General features: G+C 62.8%; 19 protein-coding genes and 1 pseudogene. 14 read left to right on the top strand and 6 right to left on the bottom strand.

Annotation, left to right across the window (positions count from 1 at the left end; translation table 11 throughout):
* The 3 genes and pseudogenes from GIW79_RS18260 to GIW79_RS18250 form a co-directional block, all read right to left on the bottom strand.
* A pseudogene (locus GIW79_RS18260) lies at nt 1-194 on the bottom strand (lipocalin-like domain-containing protein); the annotation flags it as partial.
* The gene (locus GIW79_RS18255) at nt 184-2,646 is read right to left on the bottom strand and encodes an ABC transporter permease (RefSeq protein WP_236453464.1); all 2,463 of its coding nucleotides are present in this window, start codon (nt 2,644-2,646) and stop codon (nt 184-186) included. The pseudogene GIW79_RS18260 and the gene GIW79_RS18255, both read right to left, overlap by 11 nt.
* Nucleotide 2,647: 1 nt before the next feature.
* On the bottom strand, nt 2,648-3,316 hold the full coding sequence (locus GIW79_RS18250; protein WP_020301318.1) for an ABC transporter ATP-binding protein: 669 nt from the start codon (nt 3,314-3,316) through the stop codon (nt 2,648-2,650).
* A 274-nt stretch (nt 3,317-3,590) separates the two neighbouring features.
* On the opposite strand from GIW79_RS18250, the gene GIW79_RS18245 reads away from it, so the two are divergent.
* The 4 genes from GIW79_RS18245 to GIW79_RS29615 all read left to right on the top strand — a co-directional run bounded on the left by GIW79_RS18245 (nt 3,591) and on the right by GIW79_RS29615 (nt 7,810).
* Nucleotides 3,591-4,271, top strand: coding sequence for a histidine phosphatase family protein (locus GIW79_RS18245; protein WP_236453461.1), 681 nt, complete (start codon nt 3,591-3,593; stop codon nt 4,269-4,271).
* A gap of 181 nt (nt 4,272-4,452) precedes the next feature.
* Nucleotides 4,453-6,108, top strand: coding sequence for a lipid IV(A) 4-amino-4-deoxy-L-arabinosyltransferase (arnT, locus tag GIW79_RS18240; protein WP_057974983.1), 1,656 nt, complete (start codon nt 4,453-4,455; stop codon nt 6,106-6,108).
* Nucleotides 6,109-6,136: 28 nt separating this feature from the next.
* The gene (locus tag GIW79_RS18235) at nt 6,137-7,654 is read left to right on the top strand and encodes an ArnT family glycosyltransferase (protein ID WP_127880769.1); all 1,518 of its coding nucleotides are present in this window, start codon (nt 6,137-6,139) and stop codon (nt 7,652-7,654) included.
* 27 nt (nt 7,655-7,681) lie between these two features.
* Entirely contained in the window at nt 7,682-7,810 is a 129-nt protein-coding gene (locus tag GIW79_RS29615; protein WP_254989796.1) for a hypothetical protein, read from the top strand.
* A 563-nt stretch (nt 7,811-8,373) separates the two neighbouring features.
* Here the strand turns inward: GIW79_RS29615 and GIW79_RS18230 are convergent.
* Nucleotides 8,374-14,643 (bottom strand): non-ribosomal peptide synthetase, encoded by a 6,270-nt coding sequence (locus GIW79_RS18230; protein ID WP_236453458.1) that lies wholly within the window; start codon nt 14,641-14,643, stop codon nt 8,374-8,376.
* A gap of 490 nt (nt 14,644-15,133) precedes the next feature.
* Between GIW79_RS18230 and GIW79_RS18225 the strand changes: the two genes are divergently transcribed.
* Nucleotides 15,134-15,928 (top strand): helix-turn-helix transcriptional regulator, encoded by a 795-nt coding sequence (locus GIW79_RS18225; protein ID WP_198790585.1) that lies wholly within the window; start codon nt 15,134-15,136, stop codon nt 15,926-15,928.
* Nucleotides 15,928-17,397 carry an AdeC/AdeK/OprM family multidrug efflux complex outer membrane factor gene (gene adeC, locus GIW79_RS18220; protein ID WP_198790586.1) on the top strand — a complete coding sequence of 490 codons (1,470 nt, stop codon included), beginning with the start codon at nt 15,928-15,930 and terminating at the stop codon, nt 17,395-17,397. Before GIW79_RS18225 ends, adeC begins: the two co-directional genes overlap by 1 nt.
* On the opposite strand, the gene hpaA is transcribed toward adeC, so the two are convergent.
* The gene (gene hpaA / locus GIW79_RS18215; RefSeq protein WP_054917478.1) at nt 17,324-18,184 is read right to left on the bottom strand and encodes a 4-hydroxyphenylacetate catabolism regulatory protein HpaA; all 861 of its coding nucleotides are present in this window, start codon (nt 18,182-18,184) and stop codon (nt 17,324-17,326) included. The two genes, adeC and hpaA, sit on opposite strands and share 74 nt — an antisense overlap.
* Before the next feature lie 128 nt (nt 18,185-18,312).
* Here hpaA and GIW79_RS18210 point away from each other — a divergent pair, with 128 nt between their 5' ends.
* The 8 genes from GIW79_RS18210 to hpaI all read left to right on the top strand — a co-directional run bounded on the left by GIW79_RS18210 (nt 18,313) and on the right by hpaI (nt 25,702).
* The gene (locus GIW79_RS18210; RefSeq protein WP_236453456.1) at nt 18,313-18,978 is read left to right on the top strand and encodes a fumarylacetoacetate hydrolase family protein; all 666 of its coding nucleotides are present in this window, start codon (nt 18,313-18,315) and stop codon (nt 18,976-18,978) included.
* The gene (locus tag GIW79_RS18205; RefSeq protein ID WP_054917481.1) at nt 18,975-19,745 is read left to right on the top strand and encodes a fumarylacetoacetate hydrolase family protein; all 771 of its coding nucleotides are present in this window, start codon (nt 18,975-18,977) and stop codon (nt 19,743-19,745) included. The genes GIW79_RS18210 and GIW79_RS18205 overlap by 4 nt, the downstream gene beginning before the upstream one ends.
* Before the next feature lie 5 nt (nt 19,746-19,750).
* Entirely contained in the window at nt 19,751-21,211 is a 1,461-nt protein-coding gene (gene hpaE, locus GIW79_RS18200; RefSeq protein ID WP_072446196.1) for a 5-carboxymethyl-2-hydroxymuconate semialdehyde dehydrogenase, read from the top strand.
* 154 nt (nt 21,212-21,365) lie between these two features.
* Nucleotides 21,366-22,223, top strand: coding sequence for a 3,4-dihydroxyphenylacetate 2,3-dioxygenase (gene hpaD, locus GIW79_RS18195; RefSeq protein WP_236453443.1), 858 nt, complete (start codon nt 21,366-21,368; stop codon nt 22,221-22,223).
* Between the two features lie 15 nt (nt 22,224-22,238).
* Nucleotides 22,239-22,631 (top strand): 5-carboxymethyl-2-hydroxymuconate Delta-isomerase, encoded by a 393-nt coding sequence (locus GIW79_RS18190; protein WP_236453441.1) that lies wholly within the window; start codon nt 22,239-22,241, stop codon nt 22,629-22,631.
* Nucleotides 22,632-22,765: 134 nt separating this feature from the next.
* The gene (locus GIW79_RS18185) at nt 22,766-24,070 is read left to right on the top strand and encodes an MFS transporter (protein ID WP_236453438.1); all 1,305 of its coding nucleotides are present in this window, start codon (nt 22,766-22,768) and stop codon (nt 24,068-24,070) included.
* Between the two features lie 11 nt (nt 24,071-24,081).
* Nucleotides 24,082-24,885 (top strand): 2-oxo-hept-4-ene-1,7-dioate hydratase, encoded by an 804-nt coding sequence (gene hpaH, locus GIW79_RS18180; RefSeq protein WP_236453435.1) that lies wholly within the window; start codon nt 24,082-24,084, stop codon nt 24,883-24,885.
* 16 nt (nt 24,886-24,901) lie between these two features.
* Entirely contained in the window at nt 24,902-25,702 is an 801-nt protein-coding gene (gene hpaI / locus GIW79_RS18175; RefSeq protein WP_236453417.1) for a 4-hydroxy-2-oxoheptanedioate aldolase, read from the top strand.
* A 123-nt stretch (nt 25,703-25,825) separates the two neighbouring features.
* Here the strand turns inward: hpaI and hpaR are convergent, their stop codons facing one another.
* The gene (gene hpaR, locus GIW79_RS18170) at nt 25,826-26,248 is read right to left on the bottom strand and encodes a homoprotocatechuate degradation operon regulator HpaR (RefSeq protein ID WP_032896376.1); all 423 of its coding nucleotides are present in this window, start codon (nt 26,246-26,248) and stop codon (nt 25,826-25,828) included.
* Nucleotides 26,249-26,250 lie beyond the last annotated feature (2 nt).

Genomic DNA, 26,250 nt, shown 5'->3' with positions numbered 1-26,250 from the left:
ACGTACCACCATTCGATACGAAAGCCGTCGTGGGGCCCGTGGTCCTCGGGAAAACTGAAGACTTTGCCGGGCACCACCTGGGCAAAGTCCGCCGCATCGCTGCCCAGCCCGGCGAAACTGTCCTCGGGTGCGGGCGCCTGGTCGCAGCCGCTCAGCAGTAACCAGGCGATGCACGCCAATGCCTTAATCTTCATGGGCGAACGTCCTCAACAAATCCGCCGGACGGCTGCGGTACAACTGCCATAAGGGCCAGGCCGACGCGAGCAAGGTGGCAAGCATCGCCAGCCCCAGCAATTGCGCAAGCTGCCCGGGGAATACCTGCAGCGGCAGGCGCCAGCCGAAGGCCTGCACGTTGATCACCGCATCCAGGCACCACGCCAGCAACAGCCCCAGCGGCAACGCCAGGATCAACGTGAGTACCGCCAGCAGCCAGGTCTGGCCGAGGTTGAGCAGCATCAATTGTCGGCGAGTCACGCCCAGCGCCCACAACGGCGCGAGTTGGCCGAGTCGGCTTTGGCTCTGGGTCAGCAGGCTGATGAACAGCGCCACGCCGGCGACGCCAAGGGTCAGGCTGTTCAACGCGGCGGTGGCAGCGAAGGTGCGTTCGAAGACCTGGCTGGACCACCCCTTGAGTTGCTGTTGGTCGACGATGCGGCTGTCTTCCAGGGCGAACTCACGCTGCACTTCACGGATCAGCGACGGCACGTCGGCAGGCGCTACCCGCAGGTTGAAGCGTGCCGGTGAGAGCGTCGGCCAATGCGCCAACAGGTGCCGGGCATTGACCAGCAGATGGCCCTTGGGGTTGCCGTAGTCGGCGTAGATGCCGACGATCTTCGGCGCCCAGGTGCCCTGCGGGGTGGGGATGGAAACCGTGTCGCCCAGTTGCACCTTCAGGCGTCGCGCCAGTTGTTCGCTGAGCATCAGGCTGTCGTCTTGCAGCAAGCGGTCCCAGGGCGCGTCCACTGCCTCCAGCAACGGCCAGTGTTGACGATAAGTGGGGTTGTCGACCACGCCGAACACCTCGGCGGGCCAGCCTTGCAGTTGCACCGCCACCTGCCAGGCGGGCAATACGGCCTGCACCAGGGGCTGACGGGTCAACCACGTCTTCAGTTGCTCGGCCTGCTGCGGATTTTGCGGGTTGAGGTACAGCTCGGCGGTGAGGCGTTGCTCCAGCCAATGGGTGAAGGTCTGGCGAAAGCCCGAGGTCATGGAGCCGGCGCCGATATTCGCCGCCAGGGCCAACAGCAACGCCATCAGCGCCAGGCTCAAGGCCGGCAGTTGCTGGCGGCAATCGGCCAGGAACCACTGGCCCAGTACCGAGCGACTACGCCCCAGCACGGCTTTCAATAACCCGTTGAGCAGCACCGGTAATGCCAACGCCGCGCCCAACAGCAAGGCCGCCATCAGCACAAACCCGGCGGCCAGGCTATCGCCCAGCCACAGCGCCAATAACGCGATCGCCAGGGCCGCGGACGCCACCCACCCCTGGCGCCGCAGCCAGCGCCCATGGGCTTGATGCCAGGCTTGGGCGTTGGCCAGCGCCAGTAACGGCAAACGCGCTGCGCGCCACAGGCTGCTGGCTCCGGCGAGCAACGCGCCGAGCAGGCTCACGCCCAGGCCGGCCAGCCACCACCAGGGGCTCAAGTTCAATTGGCCGGCGACTTCGGCGCCGTACAGGCCGCGCAAACTGGCGGCGACATCCGGCAGCAACAGGCTGGCCAGCAGGTAGCCGCTGGCGATACCGAGCACACCGCTCAACACCGCCAAAGCGCCCAATTCGACGCCCAGGCTCAGGATCAGCATGCGTGCGCTGACTCCACAAGCGCGCAAGGTTCGCAGCAGGCCACGGCGCTGTTCCAGGGCCAGGCCGATGGCCGCATGCACGATAAACAGCCCCACCACAAAGGATAAAAAACCCACCGCATCCAGGTTCAGGTGAAAGCTTTCGGTGAGGCGTGACAGGTTGCTGTCCTCGCCCTGCTTGAGTTGCAACGCGGCGGGTGGCGTGGGGTGGTGGGCGGCGAAGGTGTTGTCCAACAGTAGGCGCGACAGGCGCCCAGGCATGTTGAGCAGGGGTTGGGCAAAGCCGATATCGGTCAGCAGCAGGCCGGGCGCCATATCGGCCTGTACCTGCAACGGTGGCAGGCGTTGCCCGGTGGACGTCAGCGGCTGCTCGCCCGCCTGCAACCCCTGCGCCTCTAACGTTTGCGCAGCGACCCAGGTACGCCCCGGCGGCTCGAAAAACGCCAGCATCTGCGCCTGGCTCAAGCGTTGCCCCGCCACGCTGCCGCTGCCGGGCAACGACACCGGGTCGATGCCCATCAGTTGCAGACGCTGCTGCTCACGCCCCTGGAGCACCACTCGCCCCTGCACCACCGGGGATACCGGCCAGCCGGCGCGGCGCAGCTCGGCAAACAGTGCCTGGGGGAAACTGGCGGCGTCCGGCGCAACCAGGCTGGCTTGGGGTTCGCCCCCGATCAATTGGCTGGCGCGTGCGTAGCTGTCCCGCGCCTGGCTGTTGAGGGCCTGCACGCCGGTCAGTAGCGCGGTGGCCAGCCACAGGCCGGTGAGCACGCTGAAAAATTGCACCGGATGACGCCGCCAGTGGCTCAGCAACGCGCGCAGCGTCCAGTAAAACAGCGCCATCTCAGCGAGCGTCCATTGGCACTACACGCCCACGGTGCAGCACCACTTGCCGGTCAAGCCGTGCCGCCAGGCGCGGGCTGTGGGTGACCATCAACAGGCTGGTCGGGCTGTCCCGCAGCAGGTCCAACAGCAGTTGCAGCACTTCATCGCTGGTGGCTTCGTCGAGGTTGCCGGTGGGTTCGTCAGCCAGCAACAAACCCGGCCGCGAGGCCAGCGCCCGCCCGACGGCAACCCGTTGCTGCTGGCCACCGGAGAGTTGCTCGGGGTAACGCCGGAGCAAGTCGCCCAGCCCCAGGCGCTCCACCAATTGCGCTTGCCAGTGCGGGTCGAAACGCCCCGCCAGCCGCGCCTGGAACGCCAGGTTGTCTTCCACGCGCAAGCTGCCGATGAGGTTGAACTGCTGGAAGACCAGACCGATTTGCGTGCGGCGCCAATGGGCCAGTTGCCCTTCGTTGAGTTGGTCAAGGCGTTGCTCGCCGATGCGGATGCTGCCAGCGTCCACTCGGTCCAACCCAGCCACCAGGTGCAGCAAGGTGCTTTTGCCACTGCCCGATTCGCCCATCAGCGCCAGGCTGCTGCGTTCACCCAGGTGCAGGTCGACGCCAGCCAGAACGGTCAGCGGGCCTTGCGGGGTCGCGTAGTTTTTAACAACACCTTGCACCTGCAACATAAGAACGCTCATCTGAAGGACCAGCAATGAGAATAACGGCTGACGCTGCTGCCCACGCAAATTTTTCACATGGATTTCACCGTCTGCGCATCCACCGAACTTTAAAGTGCCCGCCAACTCGTGGTAACCCACAACTTATTAGTTAATCCAAGTGACACTCTTAACATGCAAGTGTTCAGCAAAAAGACAGCGGTGCTGTGACAGTCTCCTGCCTCACCAAGGGCAACTGCCCAGTCGTGCAGCCTTTTTATAAACACAATAAACAGTGCCGAGGATGAACCGCGTGGCAGACATGATCCTGGCCAACCCCCAACCCAAAAGGTCAAGGTTAAAACGCCTGAGAAAATACCGCCTGCACCTGCTTGGCATCAGCGTTACCGCCTTGTTGTTGACGGGCTTTTTATTCTGGCCCAGCTCGCCCCTGGACTTGGGCGTGGGCAATCGCCTGGTGACCTCCGGGGTGCTCGCCGGTTGGCGTGAGGGTGAGTTGGTGGTGCTGGTGCGCCATGAGGAGCGCTGCGACCGCTCGGCCAACCCCTGCTTCGGCCCTGCCGATGGCCTGACCATCAACGGCACTGAACGCGCCGTTGAACTGGGCAAAGCCTTTGATTCATTGGGCATGGCTCTGACCGACGTGCTCAGCAGCCCCACCACGCGAACCGCCCAGACGTCACTGTTCATGTTCGGCAAGACCGAGCTGTCCCCCGGCCCGCTGGCCATCTGCGGCGACGCCATGGGCGGTGAAATCCTCGGCCACAAACAGCCGGGACGCAACCTGATGCTGATCACCCACAGCGCCTGCATGAGCGACTTCCAGACCAGCCTCGGCTTCCCTCACGCAGCCGCTGCAGAGTACGGCAGCGCACTGTTCGTCAAGGTGCTGCCCAACGGCACCTTCAAGGCCATGGGCACCATGAACAGCGAAGAGTGGACCGCCGCACTTAAACAACTTTAATTACACTTGTTTACATATTAAGCCTTGAGACGTTCAGCAAAATGACAGCCCCACTCTGGCATGTTTAGCCGCGCCTGTTAGTTATGCTCTCCAACAACAACTTAATGATCCTTACGATGCTTCGCCCTATTAAGTTAATACCGCCATTGCCCGTACTTGAACGTTATGGAGCGATGTGCGCATGCCCCGCATAAACCCTGTGTCCTGGCTATTGCTGGGCGTTGCCGTGTTCTTCCTGTTGCCCCTGGGCTTTCACGGTTTATGGACGCCGGACGAAACCCGCTACGCCCAGGTCAGCCAGGAAATGCTGATGAGCGGTAACTGGGTGGCGCCGCACTTCATGGGCGTGCGTTATTTCGAGAAGCCCGCCGCCGGCTATTGGCTGATCGCCCTTGGCCAGGCGGTGTTCGGTGAAAACCTCTTCGGCGTGCGTATCGCCTCAGTGCTGAGCACGGGCTTGAGTGTGGTGCTGGCCTACCTGCTCGCCCGTCGCGTGTGGAACGAGCCGCGCAAGAGCTTTGCCTGCGCCCTGCTCTACCTGAGTTTTGGCCTGGTGGCCGGGCAAGCCGGGTATGCCAACCTCGACCCGCAATTCACCCTGTGGGTGAACCTGAGCCTAGTGGCGTTGTGGTTTGCCCTGGACTGCCGCACGCCATGGGAACGCCTGGGTGCCTGGGCGGTGTTGGGCGTGGCCTGCGCCATGGGGTTCATGACCAAAGGGTTCCTGGCCTGGCTGTTGCCGGTGTTGATCGCCGTGCCCTATCTGGTCTGGCAGCGGCGCGTCGGTGAGTTGATGCGCTACGGGCCGCTGGCGGTGCTGGTTGCCGTGCTGGTGTGCCTGCCATGGGCCCTGGCGATCCACCTGCGCGAACCGGATTACTGGCATTTCTTTTTCTGGCATGAGCATATCCGCCGCTTTGCCGCCGACAACGCACAGCATGCTCGGCCGCTGTGGTTCTTCCTGCCAATCATGGTGGTGGCATGCCTGCCGTGGGCTGCCTTGCTACCCGGCACCCTGCTAAAAACCTGGCAGGAAAAGCGCCAGCCGGCGATTGCCTTTCTCGCCCTGTGGCTGCTGCTTCCCCTGGGCTTTTTCAGCCTGAGCAAAGGCAAATTGCCGACCTACATCATGCCGTGCCTGTTGCCCCTGGCCTTGTTAATGGGCCACGGTCTGATCGACCTGATCAAGCAAGGCAAGGCGCGCACGCTAGTCATCAACGGCGCGCTCAATTTCGTGCTTGGCATGACGGCCATGGTGGTGCTGATCTACCTGCAAATCACCCGCCCGCTGTACAGCAATAGCCATGCGGAGATGTTCAACCTGTCCCTGACGTTTATCGTGCTGCTGGGCTGGATCCTTGCCAACCTGTTGCAAGCGGTGCGCCCGCTGACGTTGTGGGCGATGCCTGCCCTGGGCATTGGTTTGCTGGTGGCATTGCTACCGGCGGGCATGCCGGCTCTGATCGAAGATAACGAGATGCCCGACCAGTTCGTGCTGGAACATCTGGACGAACTGCAACCTACCCGTGCTTTGCTGAGCAATGACCTGGGCCTGGCATCGGCCTTGACCTGGCGCCTGCGCCGGCCCGATGTGGCGTTTTATAACACCCAGGGAGAGCTGCGCTATGGCTTGAACTACGAAGACGCGGCACAGCGCAAGGTCACGCCGGATAGTGTCCAGGCCTGGTTGGCCGAGGCCCGCCAACACGGGTCGGTCGGCGTGCTGATGCAGGTCAAGAGCACCAGCGAACACCGTGAAGAAGGGCAGTTGCCGCCCGGCGGCAAACGCTATCGCAAGGGCAACCTGGTACTGACGATTTACTCCCAACAACCTTGAATGCAGCGCCTGCCACGGGGAACATCCCATGAGTTTCTGGAAAACCGAACGCGGCGCCCTGGTGTTACTGCTGGGCATCTCGGCCTTGCTGCTCTTGCTGGGCCTGGGCAGCCGCGAACTGTGGGGGCCGGAAACGCGCTGGGCGAATATCGCCTTGCAGATGCTGCAAAGCGGTGACTATTTCGACCCATACCTCAAAGGCACGCCGTATTACGACAAACCCCTGCCCTCCTACTGGCTGATCACCGGGTTTGCCCATCTGCTCGGCGGCCTCGGCCCGTGGTCGCTGCGCCTGTCATCGGTGATTGCCGCGTGGTTGAGCATCTGGCTGGTGTACCTGATCGGTGAACGCCTGTTTCGTAAAGGCACCGGGCTGATTGCCGGGTGGATGCTCGCCACCACCTTCTACTTCCTGTTCTGGGCCCGCGTGGCCACCGCCGATGTCCTCACCGTGTGCGGCGTGCTGGCAGCGGTGTGGTGGTATTGGCGTGGGCCGGATGACACGCGGTTGGGGCGCTACACGGTGTTTTTCCTGTTGCTGGCCGCCACCTCACTGTTCAAGGGCTTGATCGGTGTGGTGCTGCCAGGCCTGGTGCTGTTGCCACACTTGCTCAGCGAACACCGCTACAAACGCCACCTCAACCTGCGCTTGGTGCTGGCCCTGCTCATCGCAGGCATCGTGTACGCGATTCCCTTTGTACTGTCCCACCGCTACGGCGCCCCCACTTACGGCGAGAGCGGCCTGGAGCTGGTGTTCCGCGAAAACGTGGTGCGCTTCTTCGACCCCTTCGACCATATGGGGCCGATCTACACCTACCTGATCTACCTGCCGGTCTACACCCTACCCTGGGCACCCTGCTGGTTACTTGGCCTGTGGCTGGCCGTGCGCAACTGGCGCAGGGCGCCGCCCAACGTACGCTGGCTAGTGTGGGGCCTGGGCCTGTTGTTTGTATTCTTCACCGCCAGCGGCAGCCGCCGCAGCTACTACGTGTTGCCGCTGGTGCCCTTCGCCCAACTGCTCGCCGCCTGGTGGCTGAGTGAACGCCTGCACAAAAAACCTTCGAGCTGGCCGCGCTGGCAAACAGGCATTGGCCTCAGCGCAGGCCTGCTCTTGCTGGTGCTGGGCGTGATCTACCCCTGGACCAACGGCAACGGCGGCGTCACCCGCTTCGCCGCCGACCTGCAAGCCCAGGCAGAAAAAAGCGCACCCTGGAACCAATGGCAACTGGTGCTGGTAGAGGTCGACAACAAACTGCCCATGTACCTGCAAAACCACGGCAAACCTTTCTACTACGTCAGCGAAAGCCAGGACTTCCCGCGCCAGGGCGACAGCGCTGCATTCATGGCCTGGCTGGAGAAAACCAGCGGCCAGAGGTTTGATCCGCAACGCACGATAATCGTCGCGCAGTATTCCAAGGACGAGCCCGCGCCGTTGGTGTTTCTGGGGGTGGATCATCAGGTGGTGACTACGCAACCGGATAATGGGGAGCGGTTGTTCAAGGTGCGTGAGGGAGGGAGTGTGGCGTTTGTTCCGGGGATACGCTGAGGTACTGTTGCTTGCTGACCTTTTTTCATGGCGAAGATTCTGGCGGTGTGGCATTTGTTGGCGATTGCCAAGACTACGGTGGATCGCTCCTACCTTGGTATTGATGCAAATACCTTGGTAGTTCAGGCGAACCGGGTCGATGCCATCGCAGCATAGATATCTACACAACTTTAATGCGACGCAGGACCTGTGGCGAGAGAGCTTGCTCCCGCGACGGCCTGACAGCCGACGCTGATATAACTGATGCCCCGCGATCCAATGTGGGAGCTGGCTTGCCTGCGAAGGCGGCCTTAAAGCCGACCAGTATCTCGGGTCAGACCGCGTACATATCCGTTCCTGCGGCAATGGCTGCTATTGGTTCCGCTTTTACAGCGGGTCACTGTTGAAAAGAGCCGGAATGCCGGCCCAGCCAAAAGTAACCAAAAGGCTCTTGCCCCACCACTCGGCACCTCGCCTAGTCTCGGTGTTCCCGTAATCCGACAGCGTGGTTTAACGGGGCGCCTAAGATCAAAAGCAGATCAAGATCAAGAGCGGCTCGCTTCGCATCGTGGTTACCGTCGGCGGCTACAGGCTACAAAGTTGTGTAGATACCTATGACCATCGCAGGCAAGCCAGCTCCCACATGGGTTCGCAGGGCATCAGTCGAATCAATATCGGCTGTCAGGCCGCTTTCGCGAGCAAGCCCGCTTCCACCGCAAGCTCCCCTCGCCACTAGTCAGCTAAATCCGTCGACGGCGGTTGAGTTGGGGGATGGCGGCTTCGGGAGCTTCTACGCGCGGGGCCTGCGCCAGCGTTTTGGCGGCCAGTTGCGCCAGCGTGGGCTGGCTGAACAAGGTGCGTGCGTCCACGTCCAGCCCCGCCTTGCGCAGGCGGGCTACCAGGTTCACTGCCAACAGGGAGTGCCCGCCCAGTTCAAAGAAGTGGTCATGGCGCCCTACCCGTTCGAGCTTCAACACGTCAGCCCAGATCCCGGCCATCAGGGTTTCCACCTCGCCCACTGGCGCTTCGTAGGCTCGGCTAAGCACGGCCTCCAGCCCTGGCGCCGGCAGGGCCTTGCGGTCGAGTTTGCCGGCGGGGTTGAGGGGCAGTGCGTCGAGTTGCACGAAGGCGGCCGGCACCATGTATTCCGGCAGGTGCTCCAGCACATGGTCACGCAAGGCTTGCAGGCTCGGCGCCTGGCCGCGCAGGGTGAAGTAGGCCACCAGGCGCTCATCGCGAATCAATACCGCCACCTCGTGCAGCGCCGGGTGGGCGGCCAGGCGTGCTTCGATCTCTCCCAGCTCCAGGCGCACACCGCGCAGCTTGACTTGGAAGTCGTTACGCCCAAGGAATTCAAGAGTGCCGTCTGGCAGGTAGCGCACCAGGTCGCCGGTGCGATACAGGCGGTCGCCGGGCACGAAGGGGCTTTCGATGAAACGTTCGGCGGTCAGCTGTTCCAAGCCCAGGTAACCACGGGCAACGCCGACGCCGCCGATGTGCAGTTGGCCGCTGATACCCATGGGCACCGGCGCATCATGAGCGTCCAGGACATACAGGCGGGTGTTGTTGATGGCGCGGCCAATCGGTAGTTGCAAGGCGGGCACCGGCGCGCCGGGTTCGAGGGTCCAGGCGCAGCTGTCCACCGTGGCTTCGGTGGGGCCGTACACGTTATGCAAGCGCACCGTGGGCAAGCGCGCCTGCACGCCACGGGCCAAGGCGGCGGTGAGTTCGCCGCCGCCGCACACTATATCGGTGAGGCTGGTGCACAGGGCCGATTCGTCCAGGTCCAGAAACTGCTGCAACATGGCGGGCACGAACTGGATCACCCTGATCTGCTGCTCACGAATCACCTGGGCCAGGTACGCCGGTTCACGGTGCCCATCGGGCCGCGCCAACACCAGGCGCATGCCGTTGCTCAACGGCCAGAACAGCTCCCACACAGAACCATCGAAGCTGAACGGCGCGCGCTGCAACAAGGCGCCGCCTTCGGCGTTCGGGCACAGTTGCGAGCCCCAATGCAACAGGTTGCCCAGGCCACGGTGCTCGATCATCACACCCTTGGGCGTGCCGGTGGAGCCCGAGGTGTACATCACGTAGGCGAGATTGGCGACGCTCAAGCCTGGCACGCTTGGATTGTCGATTGGCGCCTGATTCCAGGTGCAGTGGTCGAAGTCGATCAGCGGGATCGAGACATCGCCCACCCCTTCGCGAGTGGCAGCTTGTACCAACAGCGCCACTGGCTGGCTGTCTGTGAGCATGTAGGCCAGGCGCTCGCGTGGGTAACCTGGGTCGAGCGGCACATAGGCGCCGCCCGCCTTGAGAATTCCCAATAAGCCCACCACCAAGTCCAACCCACGCTCCACGCACAGCGCCACCCGCGAGTCCGGTTGTACGCCGTGCTCACGCAAGTGAAAAGCCAGTTGGTTGGAACGTTCGTTGAGTTGGCGGTAGGTCAATGCGTGCTGACCCGCCTGCACCGCAATGGCATCGGGGATTCGCCGCGCATGGGCTTCAAACAGCGCTTGCACGGTCAGCGTTTTTGGGTAGTCGGTGGAGGTTGCGTTGAAGTCCACCAATAGAGTTTGCAACTGGCTCGCGGGCAGCACCTGCACACCGCGCAGCGGCATATCCGGCGTGCTTTCCAATGCGTCCAGCAGGCCGTTCAGCGCGGTGTCGAAGTAGCTCAAGACAGGTTCAGCGCCCACTGTGTCCGGGGCCATGACCTTGAGCCGGAAGCCGCTGGCCGTGTCGTCCACCGTGAGCATCAACGGGTAACTGAGGATGTCTTCACTGCTAAGCAAGGCAATGCCCGGCACAAGGTTCAGTCCAGGGTCCGCCGAGGTGTGACGATAGTTGAGCAAACTGTTGAACAGTTCCGGCACGCCGCTACGACGCTGGGCCAACGCCAGGGACGCCTGTTCATGGGCGAGCAAAGCGCTCAGTTGCGCGTGAGTGTCGTGCAGCGCATCCGCCACGTTTTGCCCGGCCAGGCGCAGGCGCAGCGGCAAGGTGTTGATAAACATGCCCAAGGCCCGCTCGGCCCCCTCGCCGGCTCGCAAGCGGCCGAGCAGCACGGTACCGAACACCACATCTTCGCGGCCGGCTACACGGCTGAGCACCTGAGCCCAGGCCAGGTGAAAAAGGCTCGCGGCACTGACCCCCAGGGCTCGGGCCTGGCTGCGCAGGCGCAGATTGAGCGCGTCGCTGAGCGAGCGCTGCGCCTCTTCGGTCTCGGCACGCAGGGCCTGACGCTTCTGTAGGCCGAACGCCAAGGTCGGCTCATCGACATCCGCCAGACGCTCTCGAAAGAACGCCTCGTGCGCCGCCTGGCGAGCCGTTGAGCGGGACTGCGCGACCATGTTGCGATAAGGCACGGGCACAGGCAGTTGCGCCTGTTGACCCAGCAGATGGGCACGAATCTCGTCCACCAGCAGCGTGGTCGACGTGGCATCGTTGACCAGATGATGAAAGCGCAGCCTGGCGACCCAGCGCTGGTGCTGGGGCTCCTCGGCGTAATCCAGGGCCATCAGCGGCGCCTGGCGCAAGTCCAGGGGTTGCGCCGGTTCGCGCAGCACTTCAACCCGCAGCTGCGCCTGGCGCCACACCACCTGCATCGGTTGTTCCAGGGCATCCCACACCAGGCTGGTGCGCAAAATATCGTGGCGATCGATCACCTGTTGCAGGGCACTGGCGAAGGCATCCAACTGCTCGCGGCGCGCGAAGCTGAACAGCGCTTGTTGCTGGTACGGGTCGTGCGCATCGGTGAGGTGGTGGTAGAGCAACCCTTCCTGCAACGGCGCCAGCGGATAGATATCCTGCACGTTGGCGGCGCCGCCAGGGATGCCGGCGACGATGCGGTCAAGGCTGGTTTGGTCAAGTTCGGCAAGAACGAGCAAATCCTTGGTGATATGGGTGCAACCGGCCGGGATTCGATTGGCCGGCACCGCCTGTTCGTGACCGACACACGCCGCCGCCAGCGCCGCCAGGGTGGGCTGGCCGAACAGCACTTGCACATCGGCGCGCAGGCCGGCCTCGCGCATGCGCTGCACCAGTTGCACCGCCAACAGCGAATGCCCGCCCAGCTCGAAGAAATGGTCATGGCGGCCCACTGGCTGCACATTCAGCAACTCGGCCCAGATCTGCGCCAGTGTGGTCTCCACGCCCTCTTGTGGCGCTTCGAAGCGGCGGGTGATAAAGGCTTCCTGGGTCGGTGACGGCAAGGCTCGGCGGTCGAGCTTGCCGTTGGCGGTGAGGGGCAACGCGTCGAGGCACACGTAAGCCGCCGGCAGCATGTAGTCCGGCAGCGAGGCTTGCAGGTGAGTGCGCAGCACTTCGATTTCCACAGGCTGACGGGGCACGAACCACGCCCATAATTGCCCGTCGCGAAACTGCACCACCGCGTCCTGAAGCGCCGGATGGCTGGCCAGGGCCGACTCGATTTCCCCCAGCTCGATGCGCACGCCACGGATTTTTACCTGGTCGTCATTGCGCCCCAGGTAGTCGAGATTGCCGTCTGGCAGCCAGCGCGCCAGGTCGCCGGTGCGGTACATGCGAGCGCCGCTGAAAGGGTCGTCGATAAACCGTTCGGCACTCAACTCGGCACGGTTCAGGTACCCCCGCGCCACGCCCTTGCCGCCGACATACAACTCCCCCGCCACGCCAATCGGCACCGGGCGTTGCTGCGCGTCCAGCAGGTAGACGCGGGCATTGGCGACCGGCGCGCCGATATGCAACGGCTGGCCCACCTCAACGCGCCCCGAGGTCGTCACAACGGTGGCTTCGGTGGGGCCATAGTTGTTCACCACCGCGAACGTCTGTGCCTGGGGGAAGGTGCGCAGGCGGTCGCCGCCGATCAGCAAGGTGCGCAAGGTAGGATGCCCCAGCCCCTGGCTGAACGCATATTCGGCCACAGGCGTGGGCAGGAAACACACATCCAATGGTTGCGAGCGCCACCAGCCGAGCAACGCGTCGATATCTTCCGCGCCTTCATGGGCCGGTGGCAGGTGCAAGGTCGCCCCCACGCACAACGCCGGCCAGACTTCCCAGGCCATGGCATCAAAACCGAAGCCGGCGACGCTGGCAGTGTGGCTGCCCGCATGCAGGTCGAACGCTTGGCAATGCCAGTCCACCAGGTTCGACACGCTGTGATGTTCGACCATCACACCCTTGGGCAACCCGGTGGAACCCGAGGTGTAAATCACGTAAGCCAGGTTCGACGGCGTGACGGCAACCTGAGGGTTACTGTCGATGGATGCGCTACCAGGCTCCAGCGCGATCACCGGTACCGTCGAGACGGGCAGACGCTGGCGTAAATCGCGCTGAGTCAGGATGGCCGCGGGCGCGCTGTCGTGCAGCTGGTACTCCAGGCGTTCGCCGGGATGGGCCGGGTCAAGCGGCACGTAGCAGGCGCCGGCCTTGAGGATCGCCAACAGCCCCGCCAGGGTGTCAAGGCCACGCCGGGCCAGGATTGCGACACGGTCATCGGGCTGTACGCCGAGCGCCACTAGTTGATGGGCGAGTGCATTGGCCTGGCGGTTGAGTTGGGTGTAGCTCAGTGAACGGTCCTGAAACACCGCCGCAATCGCGTGGGGCGTGCGTGCGGCCTGGGCTTCAATGCGCTGGTGCAGGGTTTGCGGCGTAGCGTTGGGCTGCGCGGTGGCGTTCCAGTGCAGCAGTCGGGCCTGCTCCTCGGGCAGCAGCATGCAAAACTCGCCGATGGGCAGCGCAGTGTCCTCCAACCCCTGCTCCAGCAGCCCGATGAAACGCTGGGCCAACGCCTGCACATCGTGCGCCTGGAAATACGCCTCGTTGTAGACGCAATGCAGCCACGCATTGTCCTGGTAACGGTTGCTGCGCAAGTGAATGGCGAGCGGTAGCGCTTCATGGTGATTGGAGACTTTGATCGCGCGGGCCTGGACCTGACCGAAGCGCAGGTCGTGGTCGTCCTGCTCGAACGATACCGACACGTCGAAGAGTTGCCCGCGATCTGTTCGGCGCAAGCCCAGTTCGTGGTTCATCTCACTCAACGGGAAGCGCTGATGACGAAAATCCTGCTTGAGCTGATCACGGATGCCCCGTACCAGAGCACCGAAAGACACGCCCTCGTTGAACGCAAAACGTACCGCGCTGACCTGGGTGAAGAGGCCCACAGTGGCGCGAAAACGCGCGTTGGAGCGGTTGAGAATCGGCAGGCCCACTCCCCATTCCTGCCGTTGGCCGGTGCGGGTGAAATACACATACATCGCCGCCAGCAACACATGAAAGGCCGACGCCTGGTAGTGGTTGGCAACCTGCTCCATGCGGTTGAGCAACTGTACCGGAAAGCCTTGCACCCAGGTGTTGCTCGACGTTTTGGTGTTGTGCCTGGGGCTGAGCAGCGGCTCGGGCAGTATCTGGTATTTGCTCAGCCAATAGTCGCGGTCGCGGGCGTAGCGGGCCGATTGCAGGTAGCGTTGGTCGGTGTCGATAAAGTCGATGTAGGAAGGCGCCAGTGGCTCGGTGGCGCGCCCCTGCTCCAGGGCGCTGTAGAGCTGCGCGAGGGATTGCAGCATCTGGCCGAAGCCCCAGCCGTCGAGGATCAGGTGATGAGCCTGGGTACCGAGGCGGTAATGATCATCATCAAGTTTGACCAGGAAAAAACGGCACAGTGGCTCGCCGCTCAGGGCGTAGGGCCGAGCCATTTGCGCCTGCATGAAGGTTTGGCTTGCCGCGGATGGGTCGGGCAGCGCGGAGAAATCATGCAGCGCCATTTCCACCTTCAGCTCCGGGGCGAATGTTTGCCCAGGCAGGCCATTGGCGTCGGTGTGCAGTTGGGTGCGTAGTGCATCGTGACGGGCCACCAGCAGTGCGACAGCATGCTGCATGCGTTCGGGCTCGACGGTGCCGGCAAAATCCAGATAGCCGCCAATGTTGTACAGCGGCGAATCGCCCACGCGCAGTTGGTCGAGCCAAATGTCTTGTTGGGCGCCAGTGAGGGGGAAGCGGGCCGGCTGGCTGGAGGAATACTGCATAAGATCCTTCTCATGGGGGTCAGGCACTGGCCGCGCAGAGGTGGCCCATTACGCCGAAGTTGCCGGATTGGAGCATGGCCGCCGAGGGGTGTCTGACACCCGAAACCCGGACATTCAAATGGATGGATAGGCCTTGATCGAAGGTTCATGGCTGAAACGATTAAAGCGTTGTAGGAGATTGGCTACAGCTCATCCATGCCGAGCCTCTGGATAATCCGTTGATTTTAATAATTCATTATTTACATCAATAACTTAGCTAAAAATAAAAACAACTTACACCTGTACGTAGCCGGCTTAATTCACGAGAAACGTCGGATTAATGGCGCAGCTTTTATGGCAGCTTGTGTCCCTCGTTTCCGCTACATACGTAGGACAAATCCCTATGGCTAAATAAAATCTCGAACGCCGAGTTACGTTCAAGCAGTACGGAGTGCCCTGCACAGGCCCTGGGCAACCGTTGACGGTTTTCGACATCAAGGATGAGATGGCTATGAGTCTGACCCCAAGTATTGGCGACACCTGCGGCCCGCATTTTTATGCCGAAATGGGCGAGTTGATTTCAAACAGCGGCGACGAACATTTCGCCGCCACGATGTTGCAACTGGTGGGCAAGTGGGTACCGATTCACCTGGTAGACCTCAGCGAATGGGCCCTGGATGAACTGCGTGACCGCGTGCTGGACATCAAGTTATTGGGCAGCGCCGGGGTAAAAAAGGATTTGTCGGTGCCCCAGACCTTGCATGCGCTGAACGACCACCCGTTGCTGCGGCAGATGCTGCACATGCAAGACCCGCTGCTGATCCAGATGAACGCCAAGGCCAACAGCGCGCATCCGCGCGGTACTTCGCACCAGTGCAACCTGGTATCGCGCCAGGGCAATCGACGCTGTGTGATTTCGTTCTACCGCCCGCCGACGCAGCAGGGGTTCTCCCTGGCTGAGTTGTCGTTTCTCAAGTGCTTGTCGGACACGCTGTTGCCGTTGATGGAACGGCACGCCCAGAGCCTGCGCCAGGCGCCGCACGCCGAGACTGAGCCGGCCCATACCGTGTTGGAACAATCGCAGTTGCAGCGTGAGTTCTACAAACGCTTGTCTTTGAGCGACATCACCCTTTCGGCGCGGGAACAGGAGGTGTGCCTGGGCCTGCTGACCGGCGGTACCGTGCCGCAAATCGCGGAGAAACTCAGTGTCAAAAACAGCTCGATCGAGACCTACCTCAAGCGCGCCGCCGCCAAGCTGGGCGTGAGCGGCCGGCATGGCCTGGCCAAATGGATGGTGGGCGCCTGATGAACACACGAGCACTGTGCACCGTCGGCATGGCCTGGATGCTCGGCGGTTGCTCGCTGATTCCCGAGTACCAGCGACCAGCCGCGCCGACGCCTGCGCAGTACCCCCAAGGCGGCGTGTACCGCCTGGCACAGGCCGGCACCCAGGCGCAAAACTCGGACTGGCAGCAGCTGTTCCGCGACCCGGCGCTGCAACAGCTGATTAATGATGCGTTGGTCAACAACCGCGACCTGCGAGTGGCGGCCCTGAATGTGCAAGCGTTCCAGGCCCAGTACCGAATACAGCGCGCGGATCTGTTCCCGGCGATCTCTGCCACAGGCGCCGGCAAGCGCCAGAAGCTGCCGGGGAGCGTGACCGGCACCGGCAAGTCAGCGATAACCTCCAATTACTCCGCCACCTTGGGCCTGAGCGCTTACGAACTGGATCTGTTCGGCCGCGTGCGCAGCCTCAGCGAACAGGCGCTGCTCACTTACCTGGGCACCGAACAAGCGCGGCGCAGTACGCAATTGAGCCTGGTGGCCAACGTCGCCAATGCCTACCTGACCTGGCGCGCCGATCAGGAACTGCTGGCCCTGGCCGAGCAAACCCTGGTCGCCAACGACCACAGCTGGCAATTGACCAGCCGCAGTAAAAGCGCAGGCAAAGCCTCGGCGCTGGACGTAGTGCAAGCGCGCACAGCAGTGGAAAGTACCCGCGCCAGCGTAGCCCGCTATGAACGCCAGGTGGCCCAGGACCTCAACAACCTCACGCTGCTGGTGGGTGGCCCGGTGGATGAACACCTGCCTGCGCGCCCATTGGCCGACGATCTGGTCGCCCGCGTGCCCGCCGGCTTGCCCTCGGACCTGCTGCAACGCCGCCCGGATATCCTCCAGGCCGAATACCAGTTGCAGGCGGCCAACGCCAATATCGGTGCGGCCCGTGCTGCGTTCTTTCCTTCCGTGACCCTGACGGCAAACGCCGGCAGCACCAGCAAGGAGCTGTCGGGGCTGTTCAAGGGCGGCTCGGGTAGCTGGACCTTCCAGCCGCAGATCAACCTGCCGATCTTCAACGCCGGCAGCCTGCGCGCCAGCCTCGATTACGCCAGGCTGCAGAAGGACATCACGGTGGCCCAGTACGAAAAATCCATCCAGGGCGCCTTCCAGGAAGTTGCCGACGGCCTCGCCGCACGCCAGACCTTCAACGACCAACTGGCGGCGCAACGGGATTTCGTCGCCGCCAACCAGAACTACTATGACCTGGCCGAGCACCGTTACCGCAGCGGCGTGGACAGCAACCTGACGTTCCTCGATGCGCAGCGTTCGCTGTTCAGCGCGCAACAGGCGCTGATTGTGGACCGGCTGGCGCAGTTGGTCGCCGAGGTGAATTTGTATACCGCACTGGGTGGCGCCTGGGATATCAGCGCAACCCCGACTGCCGCAGCCGGTACTCCCCCGGTGTCATCTGTGCATAGCGCAAAAAAAACCGGCTGAAATACGCAGGGTCCTTGAACCCCAGCTGGTAGCAGATTTCATTCGCGGAACTGCCGGTAAACAACAGCAGGCGCTTGGCCTCTTGCATCAGCCGTTCAAGGATCAGGCGCTTGGACGGCAGGTCGGCAATGCGTCGGCACACTTCATTGAGCCGCGCCTGGGTCACGCCAATACTCTCGGCATAACGCGCCAACGGCCAATGTTCCAGGTAGTGGGCTTCGATCAGCTCGTTGAAACGATGGAAGATGCGCAGGTCTTCGTGGGCTGTCGGGCGTGCCGGCTGGGCGTGGGCGCACAGGCGCAGCAGGCGGATCATGATCAACCGCGTCAGGCTGTCGAGGGCGGCGGCGCGCCCTGCCCGTTCGGCGTTGATCTCACTGCACAGCGCCTCGAAGAGTTGTTCCAAGCCCTCAGCGTCGCCAGTCAAGGCCACACATGCGGCGCCGGAGGCGAGGCTGGGGTCGGCGTCGATCAATCCCCATACAAGCTGCTGGCGCACCGTCAACACATGCCCGTCGGCATCGGCTTCGGTGACAAAAGCATGGGCCACCGTGGGCGGCGTGAGAAAAAACATCGGTCCCGATTCAACGTACTGGCGGTCATCCAGATACACCCGCACTGCACCACTCTTGACGTAATGCACCTGGAAAAACCGGTCATGGCGATGCACCGCCATATTGCGCCCGAAAAACCCCGCCAGGTTGCCGAGCTTGTCGTAATGCACCTCGGCGTCGCTGTAGCGCTGGTCGTAGACCTGCCCGATGTTGATGTTGGGAATCGGCTTCACGGGGCTCTCTTCTTGTTGTTGTGAGGCCAGCGCAGTGTGCCACGCTTGACGGTAGTTAACATATTAATTATAACGTTAACAACTTAACGAACGGCCTGTGCAGCCGTCGTCACCGCCAGGAGAAACGCATGAGCCGAACCCTGCATGATGTTGCCAGCGGCACCCTGTTCGGCGTTGCGCTGAACTACCAGGGCCTGCTGGACCAGCATCTCGCCGCCTTCCAACAGCCGCCCTACCAGCAGCCGCCGACCAAGCCGGTGCTGTTTATCAAAACCCCCAACACCCGCAATGCCCATGGCGGCGTAGTGCTGCAGCCTGCGGGCGAGCGCCTGCAGCCGGGCCCGGCGCTGGGTGTGGTGATCGGCCAGCGCGCCAGCCGTGTCAGCCTGGAGAACGCCATGGCGCATGTGGCCGGGTATGTGGTGGTGAATGAATTCAGCCTGCCGGAAGACAGCTACTACCGCCCCGCCGTCAAAGCCAAATGCCGCGATGGGTTTTGCGCCCTGGGCCCGCAGTTGGTGGCGCGGGATCAAGTGGCCAACCCCAATCAATTGAGCCTCAAGCTGTTCGTCAATGGCGAGCTGCGCCAGGAAAGCTCTACCGCCGATTGGGTACGCGACATCCCGCAATTGATCGCCGAGATCAGCGAGTTCATGACCCTGTACCCCGGCGATGTGCTGATCACCGGCACCCCGCAAGGCCGCGTGGATGTGCAGCCAGGCGACCAGGTTGAGGTCGATATCACCGGCATTGGCCGCCTGAGCAACACCATTGCAACGGAGGCATCGGCATGAAACGCGCACGTATCCACTTTGAAGGTGCAACCCACAACGTATTGGTGCAAGCCGACTGCAGCGTGCGCCTGAAGGATGGGCGGTTGCTGGCCGAAGACCAGGTGCAATGGCTGCCACCCGCCACCGGCAACATGTTCGCCCTGGGTTTGAACTACGCCGACCACGCCGCCGAACTGGCCTTTACGCCGCCGACCGAACCGCTGGCATTCATCAAATCGGTGGGCACTTACACCGGTCACCGCCAAGTCAGTTGGCGCCCCGACAACGTCGCCTACATGCACTACGAGTGCGAGCTGGTGGCGGTGATCGGCAAGACCGCGCGCAACGTCAAGCGCGCCGACGCCCTGGACTACCTGGCCGGTTACACGGTGTGCAACGACTACGCGATCCGCGACTACCTGGAAAACTACTACCGCCCCAACCTGCGCGTGAAAAACCGCGACGCCACCACCCCGGTCGGCCCGTGGATTGTCGACGTGGCCGATGTGCCCGACCCAGGCAACCTGAAATTGCGTACCTGGATCAACGGCGAATTGCGCCAGGAAGGCAGCACGAAAGACATGATTTTCGATATCCCCTACCTCATCGAATACCTGTCCAGCTTCATGACCCTGCAACCGGGCGACATGATCGCCACCGGCACGCCCGAGGGCCTGGCCGATGTGGTGCCGGGGGATGAGGTCGTGGTGGAAGTCGAAGGCGTGGGCCGCCTGGTCAACCGTATTGTCAGTGAAACGGAGTTTTTCTCCGCGCGCAAAGAGGCTTGAGCACCATGATCAAACACTGGATCAACGGCCGTGAGGTCGAAAGCAAAGACACCTTTATCAACTACAACCCGGCCACCGGCGAGGCCATCGGCGAAGTCGCCAGCGGCGGCGCCGAAGAAGTCGCGCAAGCCGTAGCGGCGGCGAAGGCGGCGTTCCCCAAGTGGGCCAATACGCCGGCCAAGGAGCGCGCGCGCTTGATGCGCAAACTGGGTGAGTTGATCGAACAGAACGTGCCACACCTGGCCGAGCTGGAAACCCTGGACACCGGCCTGCCGATCCACCAGACCAAGAACGTGTTGATCCCGCGTGCCTCGCACAACTTCGATTTCTTCGCTGAAGTCTGCACCCGCATGGACGGCCACACCTACCCGGTGGATGACCAGATGCTCAACTACACCCTGTACCAGCCGGTGGGCGTGTGCGGGCTGGTATCGCCGTGGAACGTGCCGTTCATGACCGCCACCTGGAAGACCGCGCCGTGCCTGGCGCTGGGCAATACGGCGGTGTTGAAGATGTCGGAGCTGTCGCCGCTGACCGCCAATGAACTGGGGCGCCTGGCGGTGGAAGCCGGGATTCCCGACGGCGTGCTCAATGTGATCCAGGGCTACGGCGCCACCGCCGGTGATGCACTGGTGCGCCACCCGGATGTACGGGCGATTTCCTTTACCGGCGGCACCGCCACCGGTAAGAAAATCATGCAGAGCGCCGGCCTGAAAAAGTATTCCATGGAACTGGGCGGCAAGTCGCCGGTGCTGATTTTTGAAGACGCCGATCTGGAACGCGCCCTCGACGCCGCGTTGTTCACGATCTTTTCCCTCAACGGCGAGCGCTGCACCGCTGGCAGCCGGATCTTTATCCAGGAAAGCGTCTACCCGCAATTTGTCGCCGAGTTCGCGGCGCGAGCCAAGCGCTTGATCGTCGGCGACCCCCAGGACCCGAACACCCAGGTCGGCTCGATGATCACCCAGGCCCATTACGACAAGGTCACCGGCTACATCAAGATCGGCCTGGACGAGGGCGCCACGCTGCTGGCTGGCGGCCTGGAACGCCCGGCCAACCTGCCGGCGCACCTCAGCCGCGGCCAGTTTATCCAGCCGACGGTGTTTGCCGACGTGAACAACCGGATGCGCATCGCCCAGGAAGAAATCTTCGGCCCGGTGGTGTGCCTGATCCCGTTCAAAGACGAAGCTGAAGCGCTGCAATTGGCCAACGACACCGAATACGGGCTGGCCTCCTACATCTGGACCCAGGACATCGGCAAGGCCCACCGCCTGGCGCGCGGTATCGAAGCGGGCATGGTATTTATCAACAGCCAGAACGTACGGGATTTGCGCCAGCCGTTTGGCGGAGTCAAAGGCTCGGGCACCGGGCGTGAAGGCGGCCAGTACAGCTTCGAAGTGTTTGCCGAGATCAAGAACGTGTGTATTTCCATGGGCAGTCATCACATTCCGCGTTGGGGCGTGTAGCCCAGGCTCAAACAAGCCTCCTGTGGGAGCCGGGCTTGCCCGCGATGCAGACACCGCGGTCCTTCAGCCGCACCGAGTCGATGCCATCGCAGGCAAGCCAGCTCCCACAGGGACCTCACAGGCCATACAAGAATAATTATTCAGGAGAGTCATCATGGGCGAAGTGGTTCTGGCAGCGAAGATCTGCCACGTACCGTCGATGTACCTGTCGGAACTGCCCGGCAAACATCACGGCTGTCGCGAAGCGGCGATTGCCGGGCACAAGGAGATCGGCCGGCGTGCCCGCGAACTGGGGGCCGACACTGCGGTGGTGTTCGACGTGCACTGGCTGGTCAACAGCGGCTACCACGTCAATTGCGGCGAGCAGTTCCAGGGCACCTACACCAGCAACGAACTGCCGCACTTCATCAAGAACATGGACTACGCCTACCCCGGTTGCCCAGAGCTGGGTGAGCTGATCGCCGCCGAAGCCAACCTGGCCGGCGTGCGCAGCATGGCCCACAACATCCCGAGCCTGGAGCTGGAATACGGCACCCTGGTGCCCATGCGCTACATGCATATGGGCGTGCCCGACGCAGAGAAATTCAAGGTCATTTCCATCGCTGCCTGGTGCGCCTGGCATCGCCTGGAAGACAGCTTTGCCTTCGGCGCCGCCGTGCGCCGGGCGATCGAAAAGAGCGACCGCAAGGTGCTGGTGCTGGCGTCCGGCTCGCTGTCCCATCGGTTCTCTGACGACCGCCAGGCTGAGGCGAATATCCACAACTGGACCCGCGAATTCGACAAGCAGGTGGACCTGCATGTCGTGCAAATGTGGAAGCAAGGTCGCTTCAAGGAGTTCTGCGCCATGTTGCCCGACTACGCCGAACATTGTTTTGGCGAAGGCAAGATGCACGACACCGCCATGCTCCTGGGCCTGCTGGGTGGGCCGGACTATGCCAAGCCGACCGAGATCATCACGCCGCCGTTCGGCAGTTCGGGCACCGGCCAGATCAACGCGATTTTCCCGCTTTAACCCTGGGAGAACACCATGCCGCACTTTATCGCTGAGTACACCGACAACCTCGAACAGCAGGCCGATTTGCCCGGCCTGTTTGAAAAAGTCCACCGCGTGCTGGGTGACAGCGGTGTGTTTCCATTGGGCGGCATTCGCAGTCGCGGCGTGCGCCTGGACACCTGGCGCATGGCCGACGGCAAGCACGATTATGCCTTTGTACACATGACCCTCAAGGTCGGCCATGGCCGCGACCTGGCGACGCGCGAAGCAGTCGCCCAAGCGGTGTTCGCGGTGATCACCGCACACTTCGCCGAGCTGCAGGCGCAACGGTTGTTTGCGCTGTCGTTCGAGATGATCGAGCTGCACCCGCAGCTCAACTTCAAGCAGAACAATGTGCATGCGTTCCTGAACAACCCGGCGAACTGAAACGGCCCCGCCCTCCCTGTAGGAGCGAGCTCGCTCGCGAAAAACCCACAGGCCCCGCGGATCACCGGCAGCGCTGCGTTTTCGTTAACGTTTTTCGCGAGCAAGCTCGCTCCTACAACAAAAAGAACAACGCCATGAGCACAGCCCATTCCACTGCAAGCCTGCGGCTTGCCGAGCACGACCGTACCCATCGTTTGGTGACCTGGCGCCTGATGCCATTGTTGCTGGTGTGTTACCTGTTCGCCCATCTGGACCGTATCAACATCGGCTTTGCCAAGATGCAGATGAGCAGCGACCTGCACTTCAGCGACACCGTGTATGGCTTCGGCGCCGGCCTGTTCTTCATTGCCTACGCATTGTTCGGCGTGCCCAGCAACATTGCCCTGGACCGTGTCGGACCACGGCGCTGGATCGCCTGCCTGATGGTGGTGTGGGGCCTGCTCTCCACCGGCATGTTGTGGGTGGAGAGCGCGCGCGGGTTCTACGTGCTGCGCTTTCTGCTGGGTGTGGCCGAGGCCGGTTTTTTCCCGGGGATCCTGGTATTCCTCAACCGTTGGTACCCGGCACGCCGTCGCGCCCAGGTCACTGCCTTGTTTGCCATTGCAGTGCCTATGGCCGGGGTGCTGGGCGGGCCGATTTCCGGGGCGATCCTGGAGAACTTCCACGACGTCGGCAGCCTGCGCGGTTGGCAGTGGATGTTCCTGATCGAAGGCGCACCCGTGGTGCTGCTGGGGCTGGTGGTGCTCAAGTGGTTGCCGGACAGTTTCGAGTCGGTGCACTGGCTGAGCGCCGAGCAAAAACAGCAACTGCGCACCCAATTGAGCAACGAGGAACAGCGCAAGACCATCACCTCGTTCGGCGGCATCCTGCGTGACCCGCAGGTGTGGCTGCTGGTGGCCGTGTACTTTGCGGTGATGCTGGCGGTCAACACCCTGGCGTTCTGGATGCCCACCCTGATCCACGGCGCCGGCATCGGCCGTGACAGCCAGGTCGGCTTGCTCAGCGCCGTGCCGTACCTGGCCGGCTGCGTCTTCATGCTCGGCTGCGGGCGCTCGTCCGACCGCCACCGCGAACGCCGCTGGCACCTGTGCGTGCCGTTGCTGATGGCGGCACTCGGTATCGCCGTCGCGGGCCTGGCGCCCGGCAATGCGCTGCTGGTGATGGGCGGGCTGGTGGTCGCCGGCATGGGCGCCAGTGCCGCCCTGCCGATGTTCTGGCAACTGCCACCGGCGTTTCTCTCCCACACCACCCAGGCGGCGGGCATCGCCATGATCAGCTCGTTCGGCAGCATCGCGGCGTTCCTCGCGCCCTACCTGATCGGCTGGATGCGCGACGCCACCCAGAGCGCCAGCCTGGCCCTGTACGTACTCGCCCTGTTTATCGCCCTCGGTGGTTTGCTGGTGCTGCGCACCCAGGCCGCCATCGTCAACCCACACTAGAGACCGTTGCCATGCTCGACTCCCAGCAAATCCTCGCAGCCGCCGCCCACCTGGACCATGCCGAACGCAGCCGCGAACAGGTGCGCCAGTTTTCCCTCGACTACCCCGATATGACGATCGAGGACGCCTACGCCATCCAGCGTGAATGGGTCGCCCAGAAGATCAAGGACGGGCGCACGCTCAAGGGCCACAAGATCGGCCTGACGTCACGGGCCATGCAGGTGTCGTCGAATATCACCGAACCCGATTACGGCGCTCTGCTCGACGACATGTTTTTCGACGAAGGCAGCGACATTCCCTTCGAGCGTTTCATCGTGCCACGGGTGGAGGTGGAACTGGCTTTCATCCTCGGCAAGCCGCTCAAAGGGCCCAACTGCACGGTGTTCGATGTGCTCGACGCCACCGAGTGGGTGATCCCGGCGCTGGAAATCATCGACGCCCGCATCCAGCAGGTCGACCCGCATACCAACGCCACCCGCAAGGTGTTCGACACCATCTCCGACAACGCCGCCAACGCCGGTGTGGTCCTCGGCGGCCGCGCCGTGCGCCCCACCGAGATCGACCTGCGCAAGGTGCCGGCGGTGTTGTATCGCAATGGCGTGATCGAAGAGTCCGGGGTGTCGGCGGCGGTGCTCAACCACCCGGCCAAAGGCGTGGCGTGGCTGGCCAACAAGCTGGCGCCCTATGACGTCACCCTGCTGCCCGGCCAGGTGATTCTCGGCGGCTCGTTTACCCGCCCCGTGGCAGCCCGCCCTGGCGATACCTTCCACGTCGACTACGACCTGCTCGGCTCGATTGCCTGCCGCTTCGTCTGAACCCAGGAGTGCTTTCATGGACATGCCTGTCAACCGCTTCAAGCAACGCCTGCACAACCGCGAGGTACAGATCGGCCTGTGGCTCGGCCTTGCCAACGCCTACTGCGCGGAACTGGCCGCCAACGCCGGTTTCGACTGGCTGCTGATCGACGGCGAACATGCGCCCAACCAGCTGGGGGAGATGCTCGCGCAATTACAGGCCATCGCGCCCTACCCCAGCCAGGCGCTGATTCGCCCGGTGATCGGCGACACGGCGCTGATCAAACAACTGCTGGATATCGGCGCCCAGACGCTGCTGGTGCCCATGGTCGAAAACGCCGCCCAGGCCCGGGAACTGGTGCGCGCCCTGCGCTACCCGCCCCAGGGTATTCGCGGGGTCGGCAGCGCCCTGGCCCGCGCCTCGCGCTGGAACAGCATCGCCGATTACCTCGACCAGGCCGATGCGCAGATGTGCCTGCTGGTGCAGATTGAGAATGCCGAGGGCCTGGCCAATCTGGACGCCATCGCCGCCGTCGAAGGCGTGGACGGGGTGTTTATCGGCCCGGCAGATTTGAGCGCGTCCATGGGCCACCGGGGTAACCCGGGGCATCCGCAGGTACAGGCGGCGATTGAGGACGCCATCGTGCGTATCGTCAAGGCGGGTAAGGCGGCAGGGATTCTCAGTGCGGATGAAAATCTCGCCCGACGCTATATCGAGTTGGGGGCGACGTTCGTGGCGGTGGGGGTGGATACCACGGTGTTGATGCGGGGGCTGCAAAGCCTGGCCGGGAAGTTCAAAGACGTACCGGTGGCTGCCAATACCGGTGGTGTCTACTGAAATCCATGTGGGAGCTGGCTTGCCTGCGATGGCGGTGCATCAGCGACAGATAAGCCAGCTGACACGGCGCTATCGCAGGCAAGCCAGCTCCCACAGTTGACCGGTGGTGGTTCAGTCATTAGTTCAGCGCTTGATGTTCTTCAAGTCATCCAGCAACCCCAACAGCATCTGGAATTTCTCTTCGCCAAACTGATCCTGCAAACGCTGGTAGTTGGCCTCCATGCACTGGCTCATGGACTCGAAACTCGCCTTGCCCTTGTCCGCCAGGGTAATCAGCACCCGGCGCTGGTCCTGTTCGGCCTTGCGCCGGTGCACCATGCCGGCCGCTTCCATGCGCACCAGTACGCCGGTCATGCTCGGCTTGAGGATGCAGGCCAGTTCCGCCAGTTGGTAGATCTCCAACTCACCATGCTGTTCAAGGATGCGGATGATGCGCCATTGCTGTTCGGTCAGGCCGTGTTCATTCAGGGAAGGACGGAAAAAACTCATCGCGGCCTCGCGCGCTTGCAGCAAGGCCAGGGTCAGGGATTGTCGAGGTGTGGACATAG

It is taken from the genome of Pseudomonas sp. PA-7-1E (assembly GCF_021605325.1).
GTDB lineage: Bacteria > Pseudomonadota > Gammaproteobacteria > Pseudomonadales > Pseudomonadaceae > Aquipseudomonas > Aquipseudomonas fluorescens_BV.
This window is presented reverse-complemented; position numbering and strand designations above follow the sequence as displayed.

Bases quoted from the DNA above. Each gene is read 5' to 3' on its own strand.
- GIW79_RS18255 (WP_236453464.1), bottom strand. From the start codon at position 2,646: ATGGCGCTGTTTTACTGGACGCTGCGCGCGTTGCTGAGCCACTGGCGG.
- GIW79_RS18250 (WP_020301318.1), bottom strand. From the start codon at position 3,316: ATGTTGCAGGTGCAAGGTGTTGTTAAAAACTACGCGACCCCGCAAGGC.
- GIW79_RS18245 (WP_236453461.1), top strand. From the start codon at position 3,591: ATGAACCGCGTGGCAGACATGATCCTGGCCAACCCCCAACCCAAAAGG.
- arnT (WP_057974983.1), top strand. From the start codon at position 4,453: ATGCCCCGCATAAACCCTGTGTCCTGGCTATTGCTGGGCGTTGCCGTG.
- GIW79_RS18235 (WP_127880769.1), top strand. From the start codon at position 6,137: ATGAGTTTCTGGAAAACCGAACGCGGCGCCCTGGTGTTACTGCTGGGC.
- GIW79_RS29615 (WP_254989796.1), top strand. From the start codon at position 7,682: ATGGCGAAGATTCTGGCGGTGTGGCATTTGTTGGCGATTGCCAAGACT.
- GIW79_RS18230 (WP_236453458.1), bottom strand. From the start codon at position 14,643: ATGCAGTATTCCTCCAGCCAGCCGGCCCGCTTCCCCCTCACTGGCGCC.
- GIW79_RS18225 (WP_198790585.1), top strand. From the start codon at position 15,134: ATGAGTCTGACCCCAAGTATTGGCGACACCTGCGGCCCGCATTTTTAT.
- adeC (WP_198790586.1), top strand. From the start codon at position 15,928: ATGAACACACGAGCACTGTGCACCGTCGGCATGGCCTGGATGCTCGGC.
- GIW79_RS18210 (WP_236453456.1), top strand. From the start codon at position 18,313: ATGAGCCGAACCCTGCATGATGTTGCCAGCGGCACCCTGTTCGGCGTT.
- GIW79_RS18205 (WP_054917481.1), top strand. From the start codon at position 18,975: ATGAAACGCGCACGTATCCACTTTGAAGGTGCAACCCACAACGTATTG.
- hpaE (WP_072446196.1), top strand. From the start codon at position 19,751: ATGATCAAACACTGGATCAACGGCCGTGAGGTCGAAAGCAAAGACACC.
- hpaD (WP_236453443.1), top strand. From the start codon at position 21,366: ATGGGCGAAGTGGTTCTGGCAGCGAAGATCTGCCACGTACCGTCGATG.
- GIW79_RS18190 (WP_236453441.1), top strand. From the start codon at position 22,239: ATGCCGCACTTTATCGCTGAGTACACCGACAACCTCGAACAGCAGGCC.
- GIW79_RS18185 (WP_236453438.1), top strand. From the start codon at position 22,766: ATGAGCACAGCCCATTCCACTGCAAGCCTGCGGCTTGCCGAGCACGAC.
- hpaH (WP_236453435.1), top strand. From the start codon at position 24,082: ATGCTCGACTCCCAGCAAATCCTCGCAGCCGCCGCCCACCTGGACCAT.
- hpaI (WP_236453417.1), top strand. From the start codon at position 24,902: ATGGACATGCCTGTCAACCGCTTCAAGCAACGCCTGCACAACCGCGAG.
- hpaR (WP_032896376.1), bottom strand. From the start codon at position 26,248: ATGTCCACACCTCGACAATCCCTGACCCTGGCCTTGCTGCAAGCGCGC.